Genomic DNA, 22,167 nt, shown 5'->3' with positions numbered 1-22,167 from the left:
CAGCATTTTCCTATTCACTTCTTAAAGTGCTTTGAATATACCCAAATTGGTAGTCATGATATTGTGGGTTATTGGAAATAATCACTTTCTGCTAAGTTAGCCTCTTCCAATATAGCAACATCAATATTTAAATCGTCGAGATTTTGATTCTCTATATTGTTATATTTGTAGCTAATATCTTGCAATTCTTCTGAATGCCGATCTAAGGTCTCGTAATTATATTTAATTCCTTGGTTAGCCCAGGTCCAATATATATTATTAAAATCTTGAGGGTTTAACCAATAAACAACCCCGCTAAATTTAGTATCACCAGAACTTATATTACATTTATTACTAATAAAAATATTATCAGCATTAATATGGCCATTTTTAAAGGCTATACTAGTTGGTTTTTCATCACCAAGCATTATTGTGTTTGCACGCACATTCATACTTAAAACCTTAACGCACCCAAACCAGACGCTAGTGGTCCATGTATTTAAAGCAAGCCCATAAAGAGTATTATAATTTTGCCTTATCACTTAGCTTATAAGCTTATGGCTTTCTGCTTATGTTGCCATATTGGATTGATAATTTGTTGCTATGCTATTTGCTGTAATCATTATTATACTCAAAAATATTAATCATGGCTTCCGACCAAATGGGTAAAGACAAAATTACAACACAACAAGTAGAATCTAATATTTCAAGAGATCTTTAACACAATGATTTATATAAAACAAATATATCACTCTAGCACTTCTAGTACTTTTACTGCTGATTTATTATATAGCTCCAAACATTGCATTTTAAAAGTAAGTAAACTTTATAATAAACTCTTTCTTATTATTACAGCCACATTCTAGTACTTCTAAAACTCTTCATTTCTTGTAGTATTGCGTTAATTAGCAGCTTTGATCGCCCCTTAACTAAAATTAACTGCCTGTCTACCTGGCAGAAAATATTGATCTGAATAAAGCGAGTATTTTTGACAGTAGGAGCTGTCAAAAGAATAGAATTTTTTACAAGAAACTTTCTTTATTATTAGGTTTATTCATGCTTCCGATTGCTAGTCACCGCCTAAATTGTTTTAAGCTCATGTTATTTATTACTATTAATGTGCAGCAAAAATATTTATTTTAAAATAATACTTTTAGCTAATTTTATAGAATACTGATAACTAAAATAAAACACTTGTATAGGACTTAATACTTATGCTTAATTTTTTTCTTGTGAATAACATTTGCGGCTTCAGAAAGTTTTTGATTTTCAGCTTCTGTTTTATCTAGCAAAGATAATATTTCGCCTCGACCCATTTCACGGGCATAGTCGATTGCTCTCATATTATTTTTATCTTTTAATTTATAATCTATTTTATTTTTTAACAGTTTAACTATGGCTGCTTTATCATTATTAATCACTGCAGCATGAAGCGCACTGGCACCATAAATATTCTGACGATTAATATTGATCTTAGTTGCAAGCAACCAAGTAATAATATTATGTTTTTTACTCATGACAGCATAAGTTAATAGATTATTAAGCTCGTAATCTAATACTTGATTAACATCAATGTTTTCCAGTAAAGATTTTAGATCCTCTAAATTATTATTGTCAATTGCTAGCATACAGGCTTCAGCATAAGTTTCCCTAGTCACCAGTTCTGGCAAATGCTGGTTATTGTTATCTTTTAAATTACGATAAAACTGTGATGATAAAGTTTGAGTTTTATAATTTAAATCAAAAGCTTCTTCTAGTTGTTTTTGTTTATTTGATTTTATATCTTTATTAAGTTGGTTTAGACTCTTAGACATATTATCTATGTCATCTTTTTTTCCTTTAAGTTTCACCTGATCTGGAGAAAAAGATGAGAATGCATCTTCAAACGAAGCTGCATCAGTAAATGGCAAGCTTCCCGAATCTTCTGGTAAAGACGGCATTGTTGATGACTTGAGTTCAACTGGCATTGGTTGTGGTAATTTAACTGCCTGAGGTGGGACTTGTAGCTTATTTTCGTTTCTTTTAGTTAGCTGGTCTATGAGCTTAGCTGATTCTTCAGCAGTTGGTGCAGGAGCCATTACAGGAGCTGGTGCCGTTTCTGGCTTCATTGTCTCAGGAACCTCTATATTAGTTTTGTTAATGTCTTTATTATCCATTGGAACATTAAAATCTACGCTACGTGGTAATTGCGGCTCGGTAATTTTAGGCATACCAGGATAAGCATTATTAGAAGTGCTATTTTGCGGCGTTGTATCATTGGGATTGGAAAGAGAGGTTTTTGAATGATTTTCTACTGACTGCGGCTTAGCTATATTAACCGGTTTATTTTCAGTAGGACTTAATCCCACATCCGGAATTTCAGGCATTTCAATTGGAGGCGGAGAAACATCCACTTCGGGCACTGTCTGGGTTGTATTACTCTTAGAACCATCAATAAGCTTAACAGAAGGTAACTCTGGCAAACTAGGCAAGCCTTCAGCGAATACACTTGAAGCTGCTAATAAGCTAAAACTCAATTTTAAAAACATGGTTAATTTCATGATGTGCCTATGGTATTATTTTTTTAATTTCCTTTTCTACAATAGATTTAACAATTGCAGGTAAGTTTTGATCTAGCCATTCTTTTAACATAGGCTTCATAGCCTCTTTTACCAAATCTTCTAGAGTACTGCCTGATTTTAAAGGAATATCATTAATTGATGATTTATGAACCTTATTCATTAGACTCTGTATTGCTTGAGTAGACTCAGCAAATGCCGCCTCTGAAATCAATCCCTCTTCTTGGTGACTATTTTCACCTACTTGATCTGCTAGTGGCTTATTTACTGGAGCTATTGCTGACTTTTGTATTGGTGCAGTTGGTTTAACAGATTCTGTATCATTATTCTTAGCTGCTACGCTTATCTGGGCTACAGCTGGTTGACTGCCATCACCTTGCTTTTGATCAATCTGTTTAGCTTGCTCAGCAAACACAGGCTCTTGCATTGCTTGTGTGCTTTCAACAGGCGGTGGAGATTGTATCATGACTGCCTGCTTGTGATCACCTTCAATCAGCTCTTTACTCCCTGTACCAAGCATTTTATCAATGTCTGCTAAAATATCTTTTTCTTCTTTTTCAGTAATTGGTGCTTCTTTTGACTTATAATCATTACTGTTTAAGTTTTCCTTAGCTGAATCTTCAGCAAGAATTGCAGGATGCTGCTTAGGTTCAACAGCAATTATAATATTATTATCAGTCTTATCATTTAAAGTATTATTCTCTGTTGTGCCAGCTAATGATACTTCACTCACCACCTCTTTATCTAAAACCAGAACATCTTCATCTGCTTGTATTGCCGGTTTACTTTCACCGTCAATCACATCCCTTATATTCTCAAGTATTTCATTCATTGAAGGTTCTTTATTATCCGACATAACTTCCTATAGGTATCTATTAACCAAATTTTATAACAATATTTTCAAATTTGCAAAAAGGTTATTTAATTAATTTTTATAAATTATTAGTTTTTATAAAATTAACGTCTAATTTTCCTATCACATTGACCATTTCTAAAGCTGCTAAGATCTTCTGATACTTATTATTGAGCAGTTTGATACGAGCTTCATATAATTCTTGCTCAGCATTTAGCACATCAATATTAGTCTTAAGTCCAATTTTTGCTTCTTCCATTGTTCCCTCAAAAGCAAGCCTAGCTGATTCTACAGCATCTTCAGCAGCAATAATTTGGCTGGATAGAGAGTTGAACTTAGTCCAAGCTCGTTTAACATTTTCTATATTATCTTCATATATTTTTTGATATCTGTATTTTTGGGCCGATTTTTGATACTGGGTATCAAAAATATCAGCATATTCTGCACCTTGATTAAAAATAGGTACTTGAATATCAACCACTACACTTTTATTTAATTTTCTCTGAGTAGAAAAGGAACCGGAAATTTTGTCTACTTTACCTACTACATCCATTATAGGAAGAAGCCTACCAACCGCAGCATTTGCATCCTGCTGAGCAAGCTTCACATCTGAATTTGCCATACGCATTTCATGGTTATGCTTATCTGCAATTCTTAAGGCTTCTTCAACAGAACTAGGTACATTGATTTCAAAGTTAATCGGCTTTAAATCTGCCGGAGTATCACCTATTAATTTAATATAATTATTAGCGGCATTATCTAGCCGCGCATTTGCAGCAATCATTTCAGCTTCAGCTAAAGAAAGGCGAGCTTTAGCTTGAGAAACATCAGTAGCAGTTACTTCTCCAAGCTTAAAACGCAAATTAATAGATTCATAAAATTTTTGTAGAGTTTCAAGTTTAATGCTGACTTGCTTTTTGACTTCTTGAGAAAGCAACACTTCTAAATAGGAAGAAGCAGCATTGTAAAGCACTGACCCTTCAGCTTGTTTTAAACGATCACCCCCTTGGGTTAAAGCTTCGCCAGACTTTTTTAAGTTAGCAAAAGTCCTGCCTCCATTAAATATATTTTGTCTTATCGTTATATTACGCGAAGTATATTCCTCACTTCTTTGAATATCATCCACATTTTTATTTTTATAATATGTTCTGCTTCCTTCCGCATTAATTGAGGGAGCGAATCCCAAGAATGCTTTTACATTTCTTGCTTTTAATGATTTATGCTGGTCTTTTTGAAACTTATAATCGTTAGCTTTTTCATATGCTTTAATTAAAGCATCCTTAAATTCTGCAGCATGGCTAAATGATGGGATAACAAAACTAAACAAACTAATTAATAAAATTTTTTTCATATATTAACTCTTTCAACTGGAAAAATATTTATTCTTTCTATAAATTGCGTAGAAAAATTCAAGTAAGATTTTACTACAATATTCATTTCGCATAATGGCAAATAATCTAACACTTGTTTTTGATTAGGCATAATATTGAAAACGACCATTTTGCCATTAGGCTCAAGAAACCTACTTAATTTTTCAATCACTTCACATTCGACATAACCATTAACTATAATAACATCATATTTATTATCTAAATCCACTGAAGTAATAAAATGGCAGTTAGTGATATTATTCTTGTGTAAAAACCTATTAGCTTTATGTATATAATGAGCATTACTACTTAAGCTATCAATATGAGCAACAATATGTGCTAAGATAATACTATTGATACCCGCTCCCGAACCAATTTCCAACACTTTTTCACTAGGTTTAAGGTCAAGTGCTAATAAAATTTTAGCAAACAGCAAAGGAGAAGCTTGATATACCTGCTCAGCTATCTGTAAATGATTATCTGAATAAGCTACCGACATAAAGAGTTCAGGAAGTAATTTTTCACGAGGCACTTTACTAATAGCATCGATATACTTTTGACTAATCAGTTTGTTGGTACAAAGCTGGTTTAGCACCATATTTCGCTGCACTATCTCACTTATCATAATCATTTTTGTTAAAAGTTTTTTATCTTTTATGTTGAATTTATTTTATTTTTTGATAATAAACTGTAGTTAGTTATTACTCAAGATATATTAATTTCAAAATAAATCTTGTAAAATCAAGTCTTTATTAAGTATAATTAAAGTTATTAAATAACATTTTAATTGGGCTGGGTAGCAAAGTGGTAATGCAGTAGACTGCAAATCTTCTATACGTCGGTTCGATTCCGACCCCGGCCTCCAAGATAAGGACTAAATATTAAATGATTGCCCGTTTAGTTATTATTCTATCTTTTTTATATGCTTCCTCGGTGTACGCAAGCAATGATCCTGCTATTATAACCGCAATTAAAACCAATAACAATTCACAGCTTGTAAACCTGATCCAACAAGGGCAATTAGTAGATACACAGGGCGAACTTGGCGAAACCCCTCTTATGCAAGCTATAACTTTTCGTAATAATGAAGCTGCCAAAACTTTAATTCGCTTCGGAGCTAATATTAACGCTCAAGATGCAGCCGGGGTTACCCCCCTCCATTTAGCAGCCAGAACCGGCAATATTGAAATTGCTAATTTTTTAATTAAAGCTGGAGCTAATATTAATGCCAAAGATAAATTTGGCATGACTCCTATAATGAAAGCCGTAGCTAGTAATAAAAATAAGTTAGTAGAGTTGTTGATTAGTCATAATGCAGATTTATCTAATAAAGATATGTATGGCTATGATGCTTTAAAGCTTGCTCAAAAGACTCACAACAACAAAGCTACCAAGCATATAAACTACAGAATTAATAATAACCTTGCTGGGCAAGCTATTGAATTGAATAACATCCAACAGGTGGTAAAAGTCAAAGAGGTTAAAAGCACTGCAGATCAAGGCTCCTCCACAGAGCAATCCTTAATAACCCCTTCTCCGATTACTATTAAAAAAGATTTAAAAATCACAGTTACAGAGCCTATAAAACCTCAAAAAACGTTAGTAATTGCCAATAGGAAATTTGACCCATCGAAAAATGTAGCAACCCAAGATCTTGCATGGCTTGCAACCCCTCCTAAGCTTACTAATAGCGCTATCAAGGTTAATCAACTGAAACACACTCACCCTGTTAAACTTGTCAAAGACACCAAGAATACTAAAATCAAATCCTCTTCACAAATTACTAAAACTAAAGCTACAACCTCAGCTTCTAACCATTATAAAAAAACTGCCAAAGTCATTAAAACCAAACATAGCAAAATTAAAATAGTTAAAGCTCAATTAGTGGATGGAAAAAAAGCTACTGAGATTAGCAAAGCTTATACTGCGGCTACCAAAGCTAAGTATTCTTACTGGCTATTAGCAAAGCCTGCAACACAATCTCAACCTGCTAGCAATTATCCACAAGAACTTACTAACAGTGCTATCGATGTGCTAAGAAATTACAAAGTAAAATATCAGGTTATCAAAAATCTTAAAAACGACCAAAAATACGTTAAAATTGGTGCTTTCGCTGATGTATTTGAAGCAGAGTACAATTGCCAGCATTTAACAATGAGCAATAAGTTTGACAAATGCATTGTTAAAAAAGCCAAATGATCCTTTTGCTTAATTAAATAGATTAAGCCCAATGAATGATGACATTAGCAGGAATATTTCACCAAACATTGATTACGCTAGAGAACTATTATAATCATGCCCAAAACATAATTTAAGAGCTTCTTGGGTAGCTCGCTAACAACTATATTTTCTTTATTTAAAGCAAAAAGACCCTAAATAGGGCCTTTTTGAATTAACCTAATCAATTTAGAAAACTATAATATTTCTTTGAGCATTTCATCAATTTGCTGAGGTTCACCCACTTGAACGGTTAGCATGTCAGGTTCAATTCTTTTGATTAACCCTGATAAAATTTTATTGGCACCAATTTCATAAACTTTGGTAATCCCTAATTCTTTTAGCTTTATAACTGATTCTCTAAATCTTACTCTTCCTGCTACTTGATCCACTAGCAATTTTTGAATCACTTTAGGACTGCTTACCAAATCAGCAGTAATATTAGCAATAAGTGGTACTAGTGGATTATTTATTTCAACTTCACTTAATGCCTCTTCCATCACTTTAGAGGCAGGAAGCATAAGCTCAGAATGAAAAGCTGCACTAACCGGCAGCTTGACCGCCTTTTTACCTTTTTCTTTAGCAATGTGTATAGCTCTTTCCATTGCACTTAAATGTCCGCTTATGACAATTTGCCCTATAGCATTGTCATTGGCAATCTGACAAACCTCATTTTGCTTGGCACTTACTACAATTTCTTCAACTTCTTCAATGCTCGCCCCCAGCACCGCCACCATTCCACTTTCTCCAGCGGGAGCTGCTTGCTGCATTGCATTCCCTCTTATTTTAAGCAAATTTGCGGCATTTGAAATCGAAAAGCTTCTTGCTGCTGTTAAAGCAGAATACTCACCTAACGAATGTCCTAAAACACAATTTACTTGATCAGCTAAAATTAACCCTTGAGATTCCAACACTTTCATTACCGCTAACGACACCGCCATTAATGCTGGTTGAGCGTTAGAAGTAAGCGTAAGCTCATTAATATCTCCTGCAAACATTAACTGTGATAATTTTTGTTTTAAAACTTCATCAACTTCTTCGAAAACTTCCCTTGCCACTTTAAAAGTATCTGCTAAATTCTTACCCATGCCTATAAATTGTGAACCTTGACCTGGAAATGCCAATGCAATTTTTAACATTTTATTCATGATTTTAAATCCCTAATTGTATATTTTATTTAAAAAATATATTGTAAGTTGTACAAAATTAATATTTAATATTGATTTTAAACTTTTAGTTAACTTATACTAGTAGTAGCTTCAATACAATATTCAAAGAAATGTTAATGTAAAGTGTTTAACCAAAGAAAATCAAAAAGGATTTGGGGACTAAATGTTTATAAAAGTTATTAAACTGCTTTTTAAGCTCACTTTAATATTATTAATAAATTCTGAGTTTTCTTATGCAGAAGATATGGTGCATAAAGAAGATACTGTACATAAAAAAGATGATGCTCATTATTTACAAGTAGTTTTAAACGCCTATAAAGCAAATGACTTTCTTACATTAAAAGCAACCAAAAAGAAATTCTATAATTCTTCATTAGTGGATTTCGCTCAATGGCTTTATTTAACTCATGAGCAGACACCTGCCTCCTTATCATCTATATATGAATTTTTGCTTCTTCATCCTGATTGGCCTAAAGCCAGCCAGCTTATTACTAATGGTGAAAACAAACTTTCTTTAGCGCAAGATCCTAAATTCATTAATAAATGGTGTAAAAAATTTCCTCCTCAAAATGGCAATGCTATTAAGATTTGTTTGCTCAACCAAATTAGTAGTATGCATGATCTAAGTTCTGCTTGTAATTTAATTAAGCAAGCTTGGGTGAAAGGCAGCTTTACTCAAGATGAAAGTGATTTATTTATAAAAAAATATACATCTTGTATTTCAAAAAAAGATTATGTACAAAAAATAGATTATTTAATCTGGCAGAACAAACTAACTTCTGCAAAATCATTAATGCATGCTATTAATAATGTGCATGTTAAAAATAGATTTAAAAAACGCCTTCAAATTCTTGAGGGTAAAAAAGTAGCCATTAATGATGATGAAATCCAAAATCATGGCATTGCTTATGCTATGATTCAATCTTATATCAAGAATAAAAAAGACAAAGCTATCGATGAAGTGCTACTTAAAATTAATTATAAAGCTTTACCATATCCTGAAAAATGGTGGCCTATAATTAATGCTCGCGCCAGAGACGCTATAATAAATAAAAAATACAAAATTGCATACAAGCTGATTAAGAACCACAATCTTAAACCAGGTGAAAAATATTCCGAAGCTGAATGGCTTGCAGGATGGTTAAGCCTTAGATTTCTTAATCAACCTAAGGAGGCTGAAGCGCACTTTTTAAATTTTTACAACAATGTTAATTATTCTATTAGCAAAGCAAGAGCAAAATATTGGCTTGCCAGAACTTATGAAGCTCAAAAGCTTCAACCTAAAGCTACTGAATGGTATTTAAAAGCTTCTTCACATCAGCATACTTTTTATGGCCAGCTTGCCTTAGCAAAACTTAATAAGGCTAATTTTAATCTTACTTATAAAACCAAAATTAGTGATGAAAAGATTCAGCAAATTAGAAAAAATCCATTATATAAAATTTCAAAGGAGCTTTTGAAAGCTAATGCAGATCAGCTAGCTATAATTTTTTTAAAAAAGCTAGCATTATCTCAAAACAAACAGCTTTCTTATGTTAGTACTGCCTTGGGTATTAGTGAATTTAAGCGTAAACATGTCAGTGTCGAAGTAGCAAAGCATGCTGCTCAAAATAGTTTTGTATTTCCTGATTTATCTTACCCTAAAGTTTTTTTTGCAGAAGGTTGGGTGGTAGACAAATCATTAATTCATTCAATTATTAGGCAAGAAAGCATGTTTAATCAGTATGCTAAAAGCCCTGCAGGAGCTTTAGGCCTGATGCAATTAATGCCGCGCACAGCACAACAAATTGCTAACAAACATAGCATTACTTATCATCATTCACGGTTAACTTCTGATCCTTTACTTAATCTACAAATTGGCCAGTATTATCTAAAATACTTACTTAAGATTTTTAACAATAACATGGTGCTCACCGTAGCTTCATACAACGCAGGAATTGGCAATGTAAGGAAATGGCTTGATCAAATTGGTGATCCACGTGAGTTAAAAACTATAGAAGAGTTAGTTGATTGGATGGAACATGTTCCATTTGCAGAAACTAGAAATTACATTCAACGTGTTATTGAGAATTATCATATTTATCATCATTTATTCAAAAAGAATAACACTGTGACGGTTGAATATAGTATGCTAAATCATAAAAATTTAAGCGAAGGCATAAATATTAAAGTGATTAATAAAAAGCCAAAAAAAGTTATTATTGATCAAAACTAAAGGTAAGTAGCGTCATCCAAACCACTCTACTTACCTTGAGTAAGGTTTACTCAACTTTATAGTTAAGCATGATCTTGTGTGATTTCAGTATGATGTTCATCAGTATGATCTATTTTATCAAGTATGCTAACTGCTGTTTCTCCTCCCTTTTTGATACCAGTCATTACAGCACTATCAATAACTTTTTCTGCCTGGTCTATTATAAATTTCATTTCAGGCATAGTTTTACTAAGGTGAACATTTAATATATCTGTTAATTTATCAAATCCTTCAGCACCTTTATCTGCTACCTTAGTAATGAGTTTTTTAAGATGTTTTAAAAATGGTAATTTAAGATCAGCTGGAATATTACCAAGATGTTGAACCACTTTATCTACTCTAACGTCTAAATCTGAATCGGACATATTGATTTCTCCTTAAGTAATTGTTCATTTAATTAATAGACCGGCCTACCCGGCAATTAATATTTAAACATTTTAATACAGTTAAATCAATAACCTATGACTCAAAAGGTTTAAAGAATTAATAAATAAATTTATTGACTTTTTGGGTGTACAGAAAATTTGCCAATTTTTGATAAAAGTTCATTGGTGATGGTAGGAAAAATATCAAACCAGATCTCAAAAGAGTGTTGAGCTTGAGCAAGTAACAACTCAATTCCTTCAATATAATTTAATGAATATTCCTGAGCTTTCTGAATTAATTCAGTTGTATATGGCTTATAAACCACATCATAAATTAACGAATCTTTGCTTAATTCTGAAAAATTAATATGGATAGGATAGTCTGCCAACGTTACTAATGAGGTGGCATTAATAACTAGTGCAATTTGTTCTAGATTAAGTCCTTGGTGATATAGATTTACTTGGGGGAAGGTTTGTTGCAATTCTGATACCCTGGTTAAACTACGGTTTGCAATATAAATTTCACTGATTTCTAAATCTAGCAATGCTTGGATTATTGCTCTAGCAACTCCACCTGCTCCTATAATCAGGGCTGCTTTACCTTTAACATTAAACTTTTTAAGTTTTAAGTTTTGCATAAACCCTAGATAATCAGTATTATATCCTAGTAAGTTACTATACTGATTAATTTTTACGGTATTAATTGCCCCTATTTTATTTAAGCTAGATGTAGCAAGCTGAACATCATTGATAAAACTTTGCTTAAAGGGAACAGTAATATTAAAACCCCCAAGCAAGTGAGAATTAATAGTTCTTTTTAACTCAGCAATTGGTTGATTAGAGATAAGGGGTAATTTAAGATAATTATAAGGAAGGTTATATAATTCAAACCAATAATTATGAATTAGAGGGGAAAGAGTATAATCTAACGGATAACCTATAATTGCAAAGTTTTTATTCATGTTACCAAAATTTTTAAATAATAGGCCTGTATCTGTTATCAGATTTATTTTCTTTTGTCTTGCCAAAAGAAAGCTTACTTCTTGTCTACTGTTTTTAACTTCACTTGCATGGGCATTACATGAGTCGCTGCTGCCCTATTTTACTAAGTTACTCACCGAAATCATCATTAATACTCATGATAAAGAAAGTCTATTTACTGACAATAAAAATTTCTTTTTAAGCACGCTTGTTATCTATTTATTTATCGAATCTTCATATAGAACATATGAGTTTATCTCCAGTAGAACCTATCCTAAAATGTGCGCTGAAATTAGGCAATTTATGTTTGAATACACTATATATCATTCCCATCAGTATTATTTAGATAATTATTCTGGTAATGTTGCCAATAAGATTAATCAGTTAGCAGAAAAAACTAAATTGATTATAGAGAATATTCTTAGCATGATTATTCCTATTTTCTTAATGGTAATAATCAGCATGATTATGCTGTTTTTTAGCAGTCCATGGTTTAGTTTATTTTTAGCTGTTTGGCTTGTTATTCATCTTATCATTACCTATCTTTTTTCAGCCAAAACTCAAGAATTATCTCAAAATCATGCTATTGAATTAAACAAGCTTAATGGCAAGCTTATAGATATTTTAAGTAATATTAATATGATGCGTATTTTTGCAAGGGAAAGACATGAAGCCCTTTATTATAAAAACAATCAACATCAAGAAGTTCAAGCTCACCTTAAAGCTACCATTTATGGTGCCATCTTAAGTTTAATTTTAGGAATTAACACTACTATCTATATTATATTGACCGTGCTAGGAAGCATTGTGGCCTGGCAAAAAGGCTATATTGAAATTGGTGATGTAATTTTAATTAATGGTTCTTTGTATATAGTAGGGCTTATCTGGCATTGCAGTCGTTATTTAGTAATAATTCAAGGCTGGATAGGCAATTGTAAAGAATCACTTGCCATCTTAAATCAGCCACATCAGATTACTGATGATTTAGCAGCGAAAACATTAACAGTTAACCTAGGTAGGATAGAATTTAAAAATGTCACGTTTTCCTACAAACATAATAAAAATCTATTTGAAAAGAGGAATATCCTGATTGAAGGAGGAAGTAAAGTTGGTTTAGTAGGATTTTCTGGATCAGGCAAAACTACATTTATTAATTTAATTTTAAGGTTATTTGAAATCTCTAGTGGTCAAATTTTAATCGACGGCCAGGACATCAAAAAAGTTAGCCAAGAATCATTACGAGAAAATATCTCTTATATACCTCAAGATCCCAACCTGTATCATAGAAGTATTAAAGAAAATATTGCCTATGGTAAGCTAGAAGCTAGCCTCGAAGAAATAATACAAGCTGCAGACAATGCCAAAGCCCAACAATTTATTGAAGGGCTTCCTGCTAAATATCATACTTTAGCTGGAGAACGGGGCTCTAAATTATCAGGCGGCCAAAGACAAAGAATTGCAATCGCACGAGCAATTATCAAAAATACAAAAATTATGATATTTGATGAAGCTACTAGTGCTTTAGATTCTGTTACTGAGCAAGCGATTCAGCAAAATTTAATTGATTTAGCCAATCATAAAACTTTGCTGGTAATAGCACATAGACTATCTACTTTACTCAGCATGGATAGAATTTTAGTTTTTCATAATGGCGATATAATTGAAGATGGTACTCATGAAGAATTAATTAAGATCAAAGGACATTATTACAAATTATGGCAAATGCAATCAGGAGGATTTTTACCGGGTTAAATTTGTTTAAATGACTAATTTTTAATAAAAAAATTTTAGTGGTTTAATTTTGCAACATTCAAAAATTTTGATTGAGCAAGCAACAACGACAAAGCTTGTAAAATACCACTCCTGGCATATAATTTATTTTTAGAGATTTAAACATAAGAGATCGCCATGCAAATTGAATTTGAAGCACAAGTATCTAGTAGCGAATTTGCTAACCTAGTTGCTTTAGACGATAAATTACACCATAGCTTTTTTATCAAGCATCTTGAAAAAGAGCACAAAACTAGCTTTCTACCTTTGCTTAAGCAACTAAATTTTAGTGGTAAAAAAGGGGAAGGACAAATTATCACTGTTGGCAATGAAATATTTGCCTTTTTTGGAGTAGGTAAAAAAGAGGATTTAAATCCAGAGAGTCTGGTATCGATAGGCGGTAAATGTTACTCATGGCTTAAAGCAAATCGTATCGCCAAAGTAGCCATTCATATCGCCAGCCTAGATGTTAAAAATGTTAATGACACTGAAATTGCCTGCCAGTTAGGATTAGGTTTCAAACTTAAAGATTATCAATTTAATAAATATAAATCTAGCTTTACCAAAAAAGATGATGATATAAGCAAAAAAGTATTAACGGAAGTTAGCTTCATTTTAGACAATGCCAAAGATACTACTAAAGAATGGAAGCTTAAACAAACTCTAGCCGAATCAGTACATCTGGCGCGTGATTTAATTTCTGAACCACCTAATATACTTTATCCTGAAACCATGGCTCTACATTGCAAAGAGCTTCGTAAACTTGGAGTAGAGGTAGAAGTTTTGGATGAAGAAAAAATGCAAATTTTAGGTATGAATGCTTTATTAGGCGTCGCTCAAGGTAGTGCCAAAACTCCACGAATGATTATAATGTATTATAAAGGCGGTAATAAAGGAGATAGACCTATAGCTTTTGTAGGCAAAGGGGTAACTTTTGATACAGGAGGTATATCCTTAAAACCTGCAGCCGGTATGGAAGACATGAAGTACGATATGGCAGGTTCTGCAGCAGTAGTAGGCACCATTCATCAGCTTGCCTCGCGTAAAGCTAAGGTAAATGCTGTTGGTGTTATTGGTATGGTTGAGAACATGCCTGATGGAAATGCTCAACGCCCAAGTGATGTGGTGGTATCTATGTCTGGCCAAACTATCGAAGTATTAAACACAGATGCTGAAGGGAGATTAGTGCTTGCTGATGTGTTATGGTACACTCAAGACAGATTTAAACCAAAAGCCATGGTAGATCTTGCCACCCTAACAGGTGCTATCAGCGTAACTTTCAGTAATATTTATGCCGGACTATTTAGCAATAACGATGAACTATCTAATAATTTACTTAAAAGTGGAGAAAAAACTGGCGAAAAGTTATGGCGCTTACCTTTAGGTGAAGAATATGATCGTATGATCGACTCATCTGTTGCTGATATGCAAAATATTAGTAATAGCAAAGGAGGAGGCAGCATTACTGCAGCTCAGTTTTTAGCAAGGTTTGTAAATAAAACGCCATGGGCCCATCTTGATATAGCAGGAGTAGCGTGGGCTAGTAAGGAACAAGATTTAACTTTTAAAGGAGCTGTGGGCTTTGGAGTTAGATTACTTAACCAATTAGTAAGTGATTTTTACGAAAATTAATAATATATTCTTTAGCCTTCAAGAATTGGGGCTAATCAAATTTATTAAAGCTGGGCAACTCAGATATTTTTTATATATTGTGGGTTGCTCGCCCAGCATTTTTCTAATTAACTCTTGAGGTTCATTGGATATATATCCAGCTTTTAAAATCATTTAATTATTTAATTACATATGTCTAACATTGAAGTTAACTTTTATCATTTAACTGCTACCACTTTAGATCGAGCTCTGATGAAGCTTTTAGATAAGATTATAAGCTTAGGTCATAAGGTAAAAATTTTATGTTTAAACGAAAACCAAATGTCAATGCTTGATCAATCCTTATGGAGCTTAGGAAGAATTAGCTTTTTACCACACGCACTAGATAGCGATCCTTTTCCCTTAGAGCAGCCTATAATTCTAAGTTTAGATCAACATAACAATTTAAATCATGCAGATATTCTATTAAATTTAAGCGAGCATGAAGTTGTGATTCCTGAATTTAAAAAAATCTTATTAATGTTTGATAGCAACAATGAAGAAGAATTAATCAAAGCTCGTAACCGCTGGAAATATTATTCAGGGCAAAATTGTTTTAAGCCAACTTATTTTAAACAAGATTCCCAAGGAAATTGGATAAAAAATGAGCAATAAAATTAACCAAGCCTTCATCCTAGCCGCAGGGCTTGGGAGCAGGATGCGCCCATTAACCATTACCACTCCTAAACCTCTAATTAAAGTAAATGATAAAGCTATTCTTGCTTATACTATTGAGCGTCTCGCAAGCTTTGGGGTTAGCAAGATTGTTATCAACTCTCATTATTTAGCTGAACAAATCCAAGAATTTATTACACAAATAAAATCTCAATATCCTTATATTAATTTTATTGTTATTTATGAACCCATACTTATGGATAGCGGCGGTGGATGCAAAAATGCATTAAAATATTTGGATAACGCACCATTTTTTGCTATTAATGGTGATATCATTTGGCTTGATGATCAAAATAATACTCTAGAAGCTTTAAATGACTTTTGGAATAAAAACACGCTTATAGATTGCTTAATGCTAGCCAATCCTCTGAATAAAACGATTGGCTATAATGGTATGGGCGATTTAGACATTACCGATCAAAACCAAGTGACTAAGCAAAGTAAGCGCTATGTTTTTACTGGTATTCAAATACTCTCTCCAGCCGCTTTGCTTCACTTTAATCAAGATTTTTTTTCTTTATTAGAAATTTACTTTAGTAACGACTTTACTACCAAAGCATTAATAAATATTAATTATTGGCTACATATCGGAACACCTGAAAATTTAGCTCAAGCAAGCGAGTTTTTATCCAACCTATAATATACTTTAATACTCTTTATTCAATTTTTTATTGACAAAAATAATAAAATTAACTTTACATTAATCTTTAACGTTATTATTATTAAATAATAGTAAATAACAACAATGGGTATTAATATGACAGAAGCATCAGCTAGCTCATCAGCACATGATTTAGCTTCAGGCAGAAAAGGCAATATAGCCTCTTCACCCCTCTCTCCTCCATCTCGTAATAACACAGGTAGTGCAAGTGGCGAAGCAACACAAGCAGCTACAAATGCCTCTAATGAGACTGTTATAAAGGAAATTCCATATTCTTTAAAAGGGAAAATCGTTGCAAGTAAAACTTTTACTACCGAAGATATTATAAACGCTACTTCAGGTAAGCTTTTTAGCAACCTAGCGCTTAGCCATATAGCCCATGCAGACGTAAAATTTCGTTATTTGCAAACTAAAGAGCTGGTAAAAACATTTAAAACTAATCAAGCATCACTTCAACGGCATATTATATCTACCCTAGATCAACTGATAACTACTCAACATCTTATCAAATCCAATAACGTTCTGGAGTCACCACAAGATAGCTTACTAGGACATTATTTAAAGAACTATCATCTATTTAACGCCACAGATAGCTGTTCTCAAATTAGCCTTTACTCCCTGCTTTACGTTGTTTTAAATTGTAAGCAATTTGACAATCAACCTGAGATCTTTCAAGACATCTTCAATAATTTAGGTTACCAGAATTTAGTTTATCAGCAGGCCGACCAAGTAACATTGCAAGCAATATTGATTGATTATATAGCTCAAAATAACATTAAGACCCTAAGTGCCTTAAGAGATTGGCTAGCTATTGCCCAACAGAAACCCAACATTTTAAAATTTCTTCTAGAAAATAAGTTTACCTCCTTAGAACAGCTTAAAGAGCATTTGACTCGCCAACCTTTATTATTTCCAGACTTACTAACATTAATTACCAATAATGATAATGCTATTAACAATTTAGAAAACTTAAAAAACAAACTTAGCGGACAGCAGGATCATATTAGTACTGCCGCTCAAGACATTTTAGCTTTTATTTCAAATCACCATATTCAAGATCTTGCAAGATTTAATGATCACATTAAAAAAGAGCCGTTTCAAAAACTTTTGAGCGATCAACGTTGCAATCATTTTCAACAATATATTATCAACAATACAAAAGAGGTTATAGATAAAGTTATCTCTGTCCACGAGGACAGAACACTTAAGCAATTTAAGCGAGATATGTATACTCTCTCTATATTATCTATTTCTCCAACGGAAGATGGCCAGCCTACAAAACTTTATGAATATCAAGTTGCTAAGCCAGACCTAGATTATTCTAGAGATCAGATTATTACATGTCTTCAAAAAGCGCTAAACATTAAAGAGATTAAAAATGAAGAAGTTATTTTTTATTGCAGCCTTTTCAATCAAGAAAACTTTGCCGCCTTTCTGCCAGGAACAATTACCAAAGGCGGAGTAGCGGCTGATCCTCGCTCAGTGGTCGCTCATAGTGAAGGAAGCAAATACGGCATGATTGATAATAAATATATTTTATTTACTCCTATTTGGTCTCCGGAAGAACAAGGTAACGGCGATATTTACAAAAAAGATTGCGGCAATATTTACTATGAATATGACATTGAAGCTTCTAAAACCTCAACAGAATTCCTGCCAGGGCGAGTCATTATTAATTATGATCAAGACATTAAAGAATATCTACCAAATTTTATAACTGAAGCCAGAAGCCCTTATAATTATGAAAAGGAAACTATTGACCTTGCTTATTATCCTACGACTACAAAGGAAACACTGATATTAGGTGAAAACCCTGGAACAATACAAATTCAATTAAGTAAAGAAAATCAACCTAATGCTTTATCAGTCATCCAGGAAGATTTTCTTACTGAAATAGTAAACCCAAATCTTGATAAAGATGAGCGCACTAAGAAACTTACAGAAAATGCAGAACAACGAAGCTTTACTGAAACTGTTGTTCATACCTGCGCTCAGATGGCTGAAACTATTAGATGTCTTGACCTTCATGAAGACCTACCAGGCAAGCTTTTAGAAGAAGCCAAAAGCATTAAGCCAGATATAAACCCAGGTGAATTACAAGCAAAATATAACTCCTATAGAAAAGATTTAGCAGAAATCTTAAAAAAACAGCTTACGTTAGCATTAGCTGGCGGCTTAAAAGTTAGCAACCAACCTAATGATGCAAACCCCACAAACTATGCATTTAATAATTTATTACCGGCCGCTTTTTATATTGGTAATGCTGGATTTGGCGGAAGAACTTTCTTTGATTTTACTCAAGCGAAAGAATTAGGAAATGCACCTCTAAATTGGCTATTCGGTGAGCATAATGCTCAAATCATTACCAAGCAAGATAATGGAGCAGGCGACCAATATAGCGCCATAGAAGCATTAATAAGCGGCTATACTTTACACAAGCGCCATGCTGCAACTCATAAAATTGCAGAAGGAACCAGGCATGATGGTAGCAAATATTTAATTGATGATTCTTCAATATTACAAAAATTTACAGCTTTTTATGATGCATGCAAAGCAGTTTTTTTTCAATTATCTAAAATGGCAGGTGCCCATAACTATTTAAACGATCCACATAATCAATATTATGGATTAGGAATTCCGTTTCAAAGCAATCCTCATCAAAATGGATTTGATATCCACGGCAACAAAATACTACCAAATGGCTCTTACGGCCATATGGCAGTTATCGCCAAGCCAGCAAACGCAGAACAAACCGAAGGATGTGCTGTAGCGTTTGGTACAGAACTTATTGCCCCTCATATTAATCGTATCGGGGATCAAGAAATCCCATATTACGAACATAGCAACTTCGGAAGCCCTGACCTTATCTCAGCTATTGGCGGCGGAGTTAGTAGGGACAATTTAGCAAACAAACTACAAGAAGAAGGTATTGCACCTGCAAAAAACCCAATTTTCTATCATAAAAGCCGTGGTGCTGCAGCTGATATCGATACCGAAACTTTTGAGAATTTACAAAACTTACATAATATTCTGCATAATAAAACAATTGATGGTAAGAATGGCTATCCTATTGAATTTTTAATGTGCTTACCACCTTTTAAAAGCCCTAAGCACTTAAGCGAAAACCTTAATAATTTATATCAAGCATGGAAAACTATACCTGTTGAATTTAGCCTTAGGGCTAAATGTGAAATTGTAGCAAAACTTGCTGTCACTTTTGTACAAACCACTAAATTTCAAGAAGATCTTGGACCTATTACACATTTTAATGCTGAAGCGATTACAACCCTAATCACAACAGGAAAGTATGCAGTTGAGCCTAATGCCGTTCAAAATATAGAGCCTGCGAAGAAATTAGATGGTAGCGCATACGGAAAGAGTTTTGTACCTCTCTCGGGAGTTACTCAACAAGATGATTATTTTGATGATAAATTACCTCAATTGAAAGAGTTAGCAAAGCACTTTGCGATATTATTAAATGATACTAGGGAGCAAATTAAGAAAATTAATATTACTTCATACACTCAATTAACCCAGAGAAAATTACAGATTATCATTGAACAAGCTAAGGATTTTATTAAAGAATCAACCGATATGCTTGTTGAGCGAGAAGCTAAATTAGCGGACTTGCACTCTGAAGATCATGAAGGGATGAGGCAATATAACGAACTGCAAGATTTAAAACGCATTTTAGAACAACACTTTGGTGTAATTAATAAAGCTATCTTTGAATTACAACAAACAGTAAATGACAACCTTACAAAGCTGCTTACAGCACGAGATGAGGCTGCAACACAAGCTCAACAAACTTTAGATGAGAAACAAGCTACCATTGACAGACTACAGGGTGACCTTGCCACTTTACAGCAAACTGCTGATAATATAAAACAAGAGCATCTAGAGCAACTGCATATAGCACAAAAAGCAAGAGATGAGGCTGTTAAGGTTACAAAAATATCGACAGAGCGCATCACAGATTTAGAACGACAGCTTAATGCAAGACCTACACAGCAAGCTTTAAATACGGCTGCTGAGGCTGCAAGAGAATCAACAGATCGCATCACAGATTTAGAACGTCAGCTTAATGCAAGACCTACACAGCAAGCTTTAGATACGGCTGCTGAGGCTGCAAGAGAATCAGCAGATCGCATCGGAGCTTTAACAACCGAGAGAGACACTTTAAGAAACGATCTACATCGAGCAACACAAACTCAACAGCAAAATGCTCAATCTTTAGATGATGCTGCTGAAGCTGCAAGGCAAGCTCAGCAGAATATCGCAGATTTACAGCAGCAGCTTAATGCAAGACCTACACAGCAGGCTGTTAATGATGCTCGTGCTCAAGGTGCTAGGCAAGCACAACAACAAAATGCTCAAGCTTTACAGCAGGCTTTGATTACTGAAAGAGCTACTCACGCAGCAGCTTTACGTGCAGCAAGAGATGAAGTTGCAAGAGAATCGGCAGATCGTATTGCAGATTTACAGCAGCAGCTTAATGCAAGACCTACACAGCAGGCTGTTAATGATGCTCGTGCTCAAGGTGCTAGGCAAGCACAACAACAAAATGCTCAAGCTTTACAGCAGGCTCTGATTACTGAAAGAGCTACCCACGCAGCAGCTTTACGTGCAGCAAGAGATGAAGTTGCAAGAGAATCGGCAGATCGTATTGCAGATTTACAGCAGCAGCTTAATGCAAGACCTACACAGCAGGCTCTGATTACTGAAAGAGCTACTCACGCAGCAGCTTTACGTGCAGCAAGAGATGAAGTTGCAAGAGAATCGGCAGATCGTATTGCAGATTTACAGCAGCAGCTTAATGCAAGACCTACACAGCAGGCTGTTGATGATGCTCGTGCTCAAGATGCTAGGCAAGCACAACAACAAAATGCTCAAGCTTTACAGCAGGCTCTGATTACTGAAAGAGCTACTCACGCAGCAGCTTTACGTGCAGCAAGAGATGAAGTTGCAAGAGAATCGGCAGATCGCATCGGAGCTCTAACAACCGAGAGAAACACCTTAAGAGCTGATTTAGATCGAGCAACACAAGCTCAGCAGAATATCGCAGATTTACAGCAGCAGCTTAATGCAAGACCTACACAGCAAGCTCTGATCACTGAAAGAGCTACCCACACAGCAGCTTTACGTGCAGCAAGAGATGAAGTTGCAAGAGAATCGGCAGATCGTATTGCAGATTTACAACAGCAACTTAATGCAAGACCTACCCAACAGGCTGTTGATGCTGCAAGAGATGAAGGCATAAGGCAGGCTGCAAACCAGCTGAACAAAGCTCAAACCGATAAAGCTTGGTGGCAAAAAGTTGGATTATTAACTTTAGGAATAGTGGCTCTTATTTTCATAGGTCCTAGAGCTTACGATTTAATTTCAAAAAGTGGAATTTTCCAAAGTTTTGCTAAAGATATAATAACTCCTTGTGCTAATACTGCATATAAGCTGGTAGCAGGTATTGCTCCTAAATCAGCCAGCTCTTGGGTATCTAATTTAGGTAATACTATTACTAAAGCTAGCGCTTCAACTCTATTTAAACGGTAAGTGAAGATGTTTTCCCAATAACATATCTATACTCCAACATATGTTATTGGGAATCTTCCTGTAATGCACAAATCAAAATTAATGATTATAAATTATTTAAAATTCACTGATAACG

The 22,167-nt window shown here is 34.0% G+C and carries 15 protein-coding genes and 1 tRNA gene; 8 read left to right on the top strand and 8 right to left on the bottom strand.

Annotated features, from left to right (window positions below):
* Positions 1-68: 68 nt before the first annotated feature.
* From EF513_RS03995 to EF513_RS03975, 5 genes are all read right to left on the bottom strand, one after another.
* On the bottom strand, positions 69-431 hold the full coding sequence (locus EF513_RS03995; RefSeq protein ID WP_125216126.1) for a hypothetical protein: 363 nt from the start codon (positions 429-431) through the stop codon (positions 69-71).
* Between the two features lie 753 nt (positions 432-1,184).
* Positions 1,185-2,519 carry an ankyrin repeat domain-containing protein gene (locus EF513_RS03990; protein ID WP_125216125.1) on the bottom strand — a complete coding sequence of 445 codons (1,335 nt, stop codon included), beginning with the start codon at positions 2,517-2,519 and terminating at the stop codon, positions 1,185-1,187.
* Between the two features lie 7 nt (positions 2,520-2,526).
* Positions 2,527-3,393 (bottom strand): DUF2497 domain-containing protein, encoded by an 867-nt coding sequence (locus tag EF513_RS03985; protein ID WP_125216124.1) that lies wholly within the window; start codon positions 3,391-3,393, stop codon positions 2,527-2,529.
* 76 nt (positions 3,394-3,469) lie between these two features.
* Complete coding sequence (locus EF513_RS03980) at positions 3,470-4,741, bottom strand: TolC family protein (protein ID WP_125216123.1); 1,272 nt, start codon at positions 4,739-4,741, stop codon at positions 3,470-3,472.
* Positions 4,738-5,391, bottom strand: coding sequence for a protein-L-isoaspartate O-methyltransferase family protein (locus EF513_RS03975; RefSeq protein ID WP_125216122.1), 654 nt, complete (start codon positions 5,389-5,391; stop codon positions 4,738-4,740). The genes EF513_RS03980 and EF513_RS03975 overlap by 4 nt, the downstream gene beginning before the upstream one ends.
* 159 nt (positions 5,392-5,550) lie before the next feature.
* Here EF513_RS03975 and EF513_RS03970 point away from each other — a divergent pair.
* A tRNA-Cys gene (locus tag EF513_RS03970) sits at positions 5,551-5,625 on the top strand.
* A gap of 20 nt (positions 5,626-5,645) precedes the next feature.
* Entirely contained in the window at positions 5,646-6,959 is a 1,314-nt protein-coding gene (locus EF513_RS03965; protein WP_125216121.1) for an ankyrin repeat domain-containing protein, read from the top strand.
* Positions 6,960-7,174: 215 nt separating this feature from the next.
* On the opposite strand, the gene fabD is transcribed toward EF513_RS03965, so the two are convergent.
* A complete protein-coding gene (gene fabD, locus EF513_RS03960; protein ID WP_241208573.1) occupies positions 7,175-8,125 on the bottom strand; it encodes an ACP S-malonyltransferase in 951 nt (316 codons plus the stop codon).
* A gap of 184 nt (positions 8,126-8,309) precedes the next feature.
* Between fabD and EF513_RS03955 the strand changes: the two genes are divergently transcribed.
* Entirely contained in the window at positions 8,310-10,361 is a 2,052-nt protein-coding gene (locus EF513_RS03955) for a lytic transglycosylase domain-containing protein (protein ID WP_125216120.1), read from the top strand.
* A gap of 62 nt (positions 10,362-10,423) precedes the next feature.
* Here EF513_RS03955 and EF513_RS03950 read toward each other — a convergent pair whose 3' ends face one another.
* Both EF513_RS03950 and EF513_RS03945 read right to left on the bottom strand, forming a co-directional pair.
* Positions 10,424-10,765 carry a hypothetical protein gene (locus EF513_RS03950; protein WP_125216119.1) on the bottom strand — a complete coding sequence of 114 codons (342 nt, stop codon included), beginning with the start codon at positions 10,763-10,765 and terminating at the stop codon, positions 10,424-10,426.
* Between the two features lie 131 nt (positions 10,766-10,896).
* Positions 10,897-11,727, bottom strand: coding sequence for a shikimate dehydrogenase family protein (locus tag EF513_RS03945; RefSeq protein WP_125216118.1), 831 nt, complete (start codon positions 11,725-11,727; stop codon positions 10,897-10,899).
* On the opposite strand from EF513_RS03945, the gene EF513_RS03940 reads away from it, so the two are divergent.
* The 5 genes from EF513_RS03940 (at position 11,726) to EF513_RS03920 (ending at position 22,052) form a co-directional block, all read left to right on the top strand.
* Positions 11,726-13,498 carry an ABC transporter ATP-binding protein gene (locus tag EF513_RS03940; RefSeq protein WP_125216117.1) on the top strand — a complete coding sequence of 591 codons (1,773 nt, stop codon included), beginning with the start codon at positions 11,726-11,728 and terminating at the stop codon, positions 13,496-13,498. The genes EF513_RS03945 and EF513_RS03940 overlap by 2 nt on opposite strands.
* A gap of 156 nt (positions 13,499-13,654) precedes the next feature.
* Positions 13,655-15,148, top strand: a complete 1,494-nt coding sequence (locus EF513_RS03935) for a leucyl aminopeptidase (RefSeq protein WP_125216116.1) — start codon at positions 13,655-13,657, stop codon at positions 15,146-15,148.
* A 171-nt stretch (positions 15,149-15,319) separates the two neighbouring features.
* A complete protein-coding gene (locus EF513_RS03930) occupies positions 15,320-15,781 on the top strand; it encodes a DNA polymerase III subunit chi (RefSeq protein ID WP_125216115.1) in 462 nt (153 codons plus the stop codon).
* A complete protein-coding gene (locus tag EF513_RS03925; protein WP_125216114.1) occupies positions 15,771-16,481 on the top strand; it encodes a nucleotidyltransferase family protein in 711 nt (236 codons plus the stop codon). Before EF513_RS03930 ends, EF513_RS03925 begins: the two co-directional genes overlap by 11 nt.
* A 117-nt stretch (positions 16,482-16,598) precedes the next feature.
* The gene (locus EF513_RS03920) at positions 16,599-22,052 is read left to right on the top strand and encodes a coiled-coil domain-containing protein (protein ID WP_125216113.1); all 5,454 of its coding nucleotides are present in this window, start codon (positions 16,599-16,601) and stop codon (positions 22,050-22,052) included.
* The last annotated feature ends 115 nt before the right edge of the window (positions 22,053-22,167 follow it).

Origin of the sequence: Rickettsiales endosymbiont of Stachyamoeba lipophora, assembly GCF_003932735.1 — a bacterium.
GTDB lineage: Bacteria > Pseudomonadota > Alphaproteobacteria > Rickettsiales > 33-17 > RICK01.
This window is presented reverse-complemented; position numbering and strand designations above follow the sequence as displayed.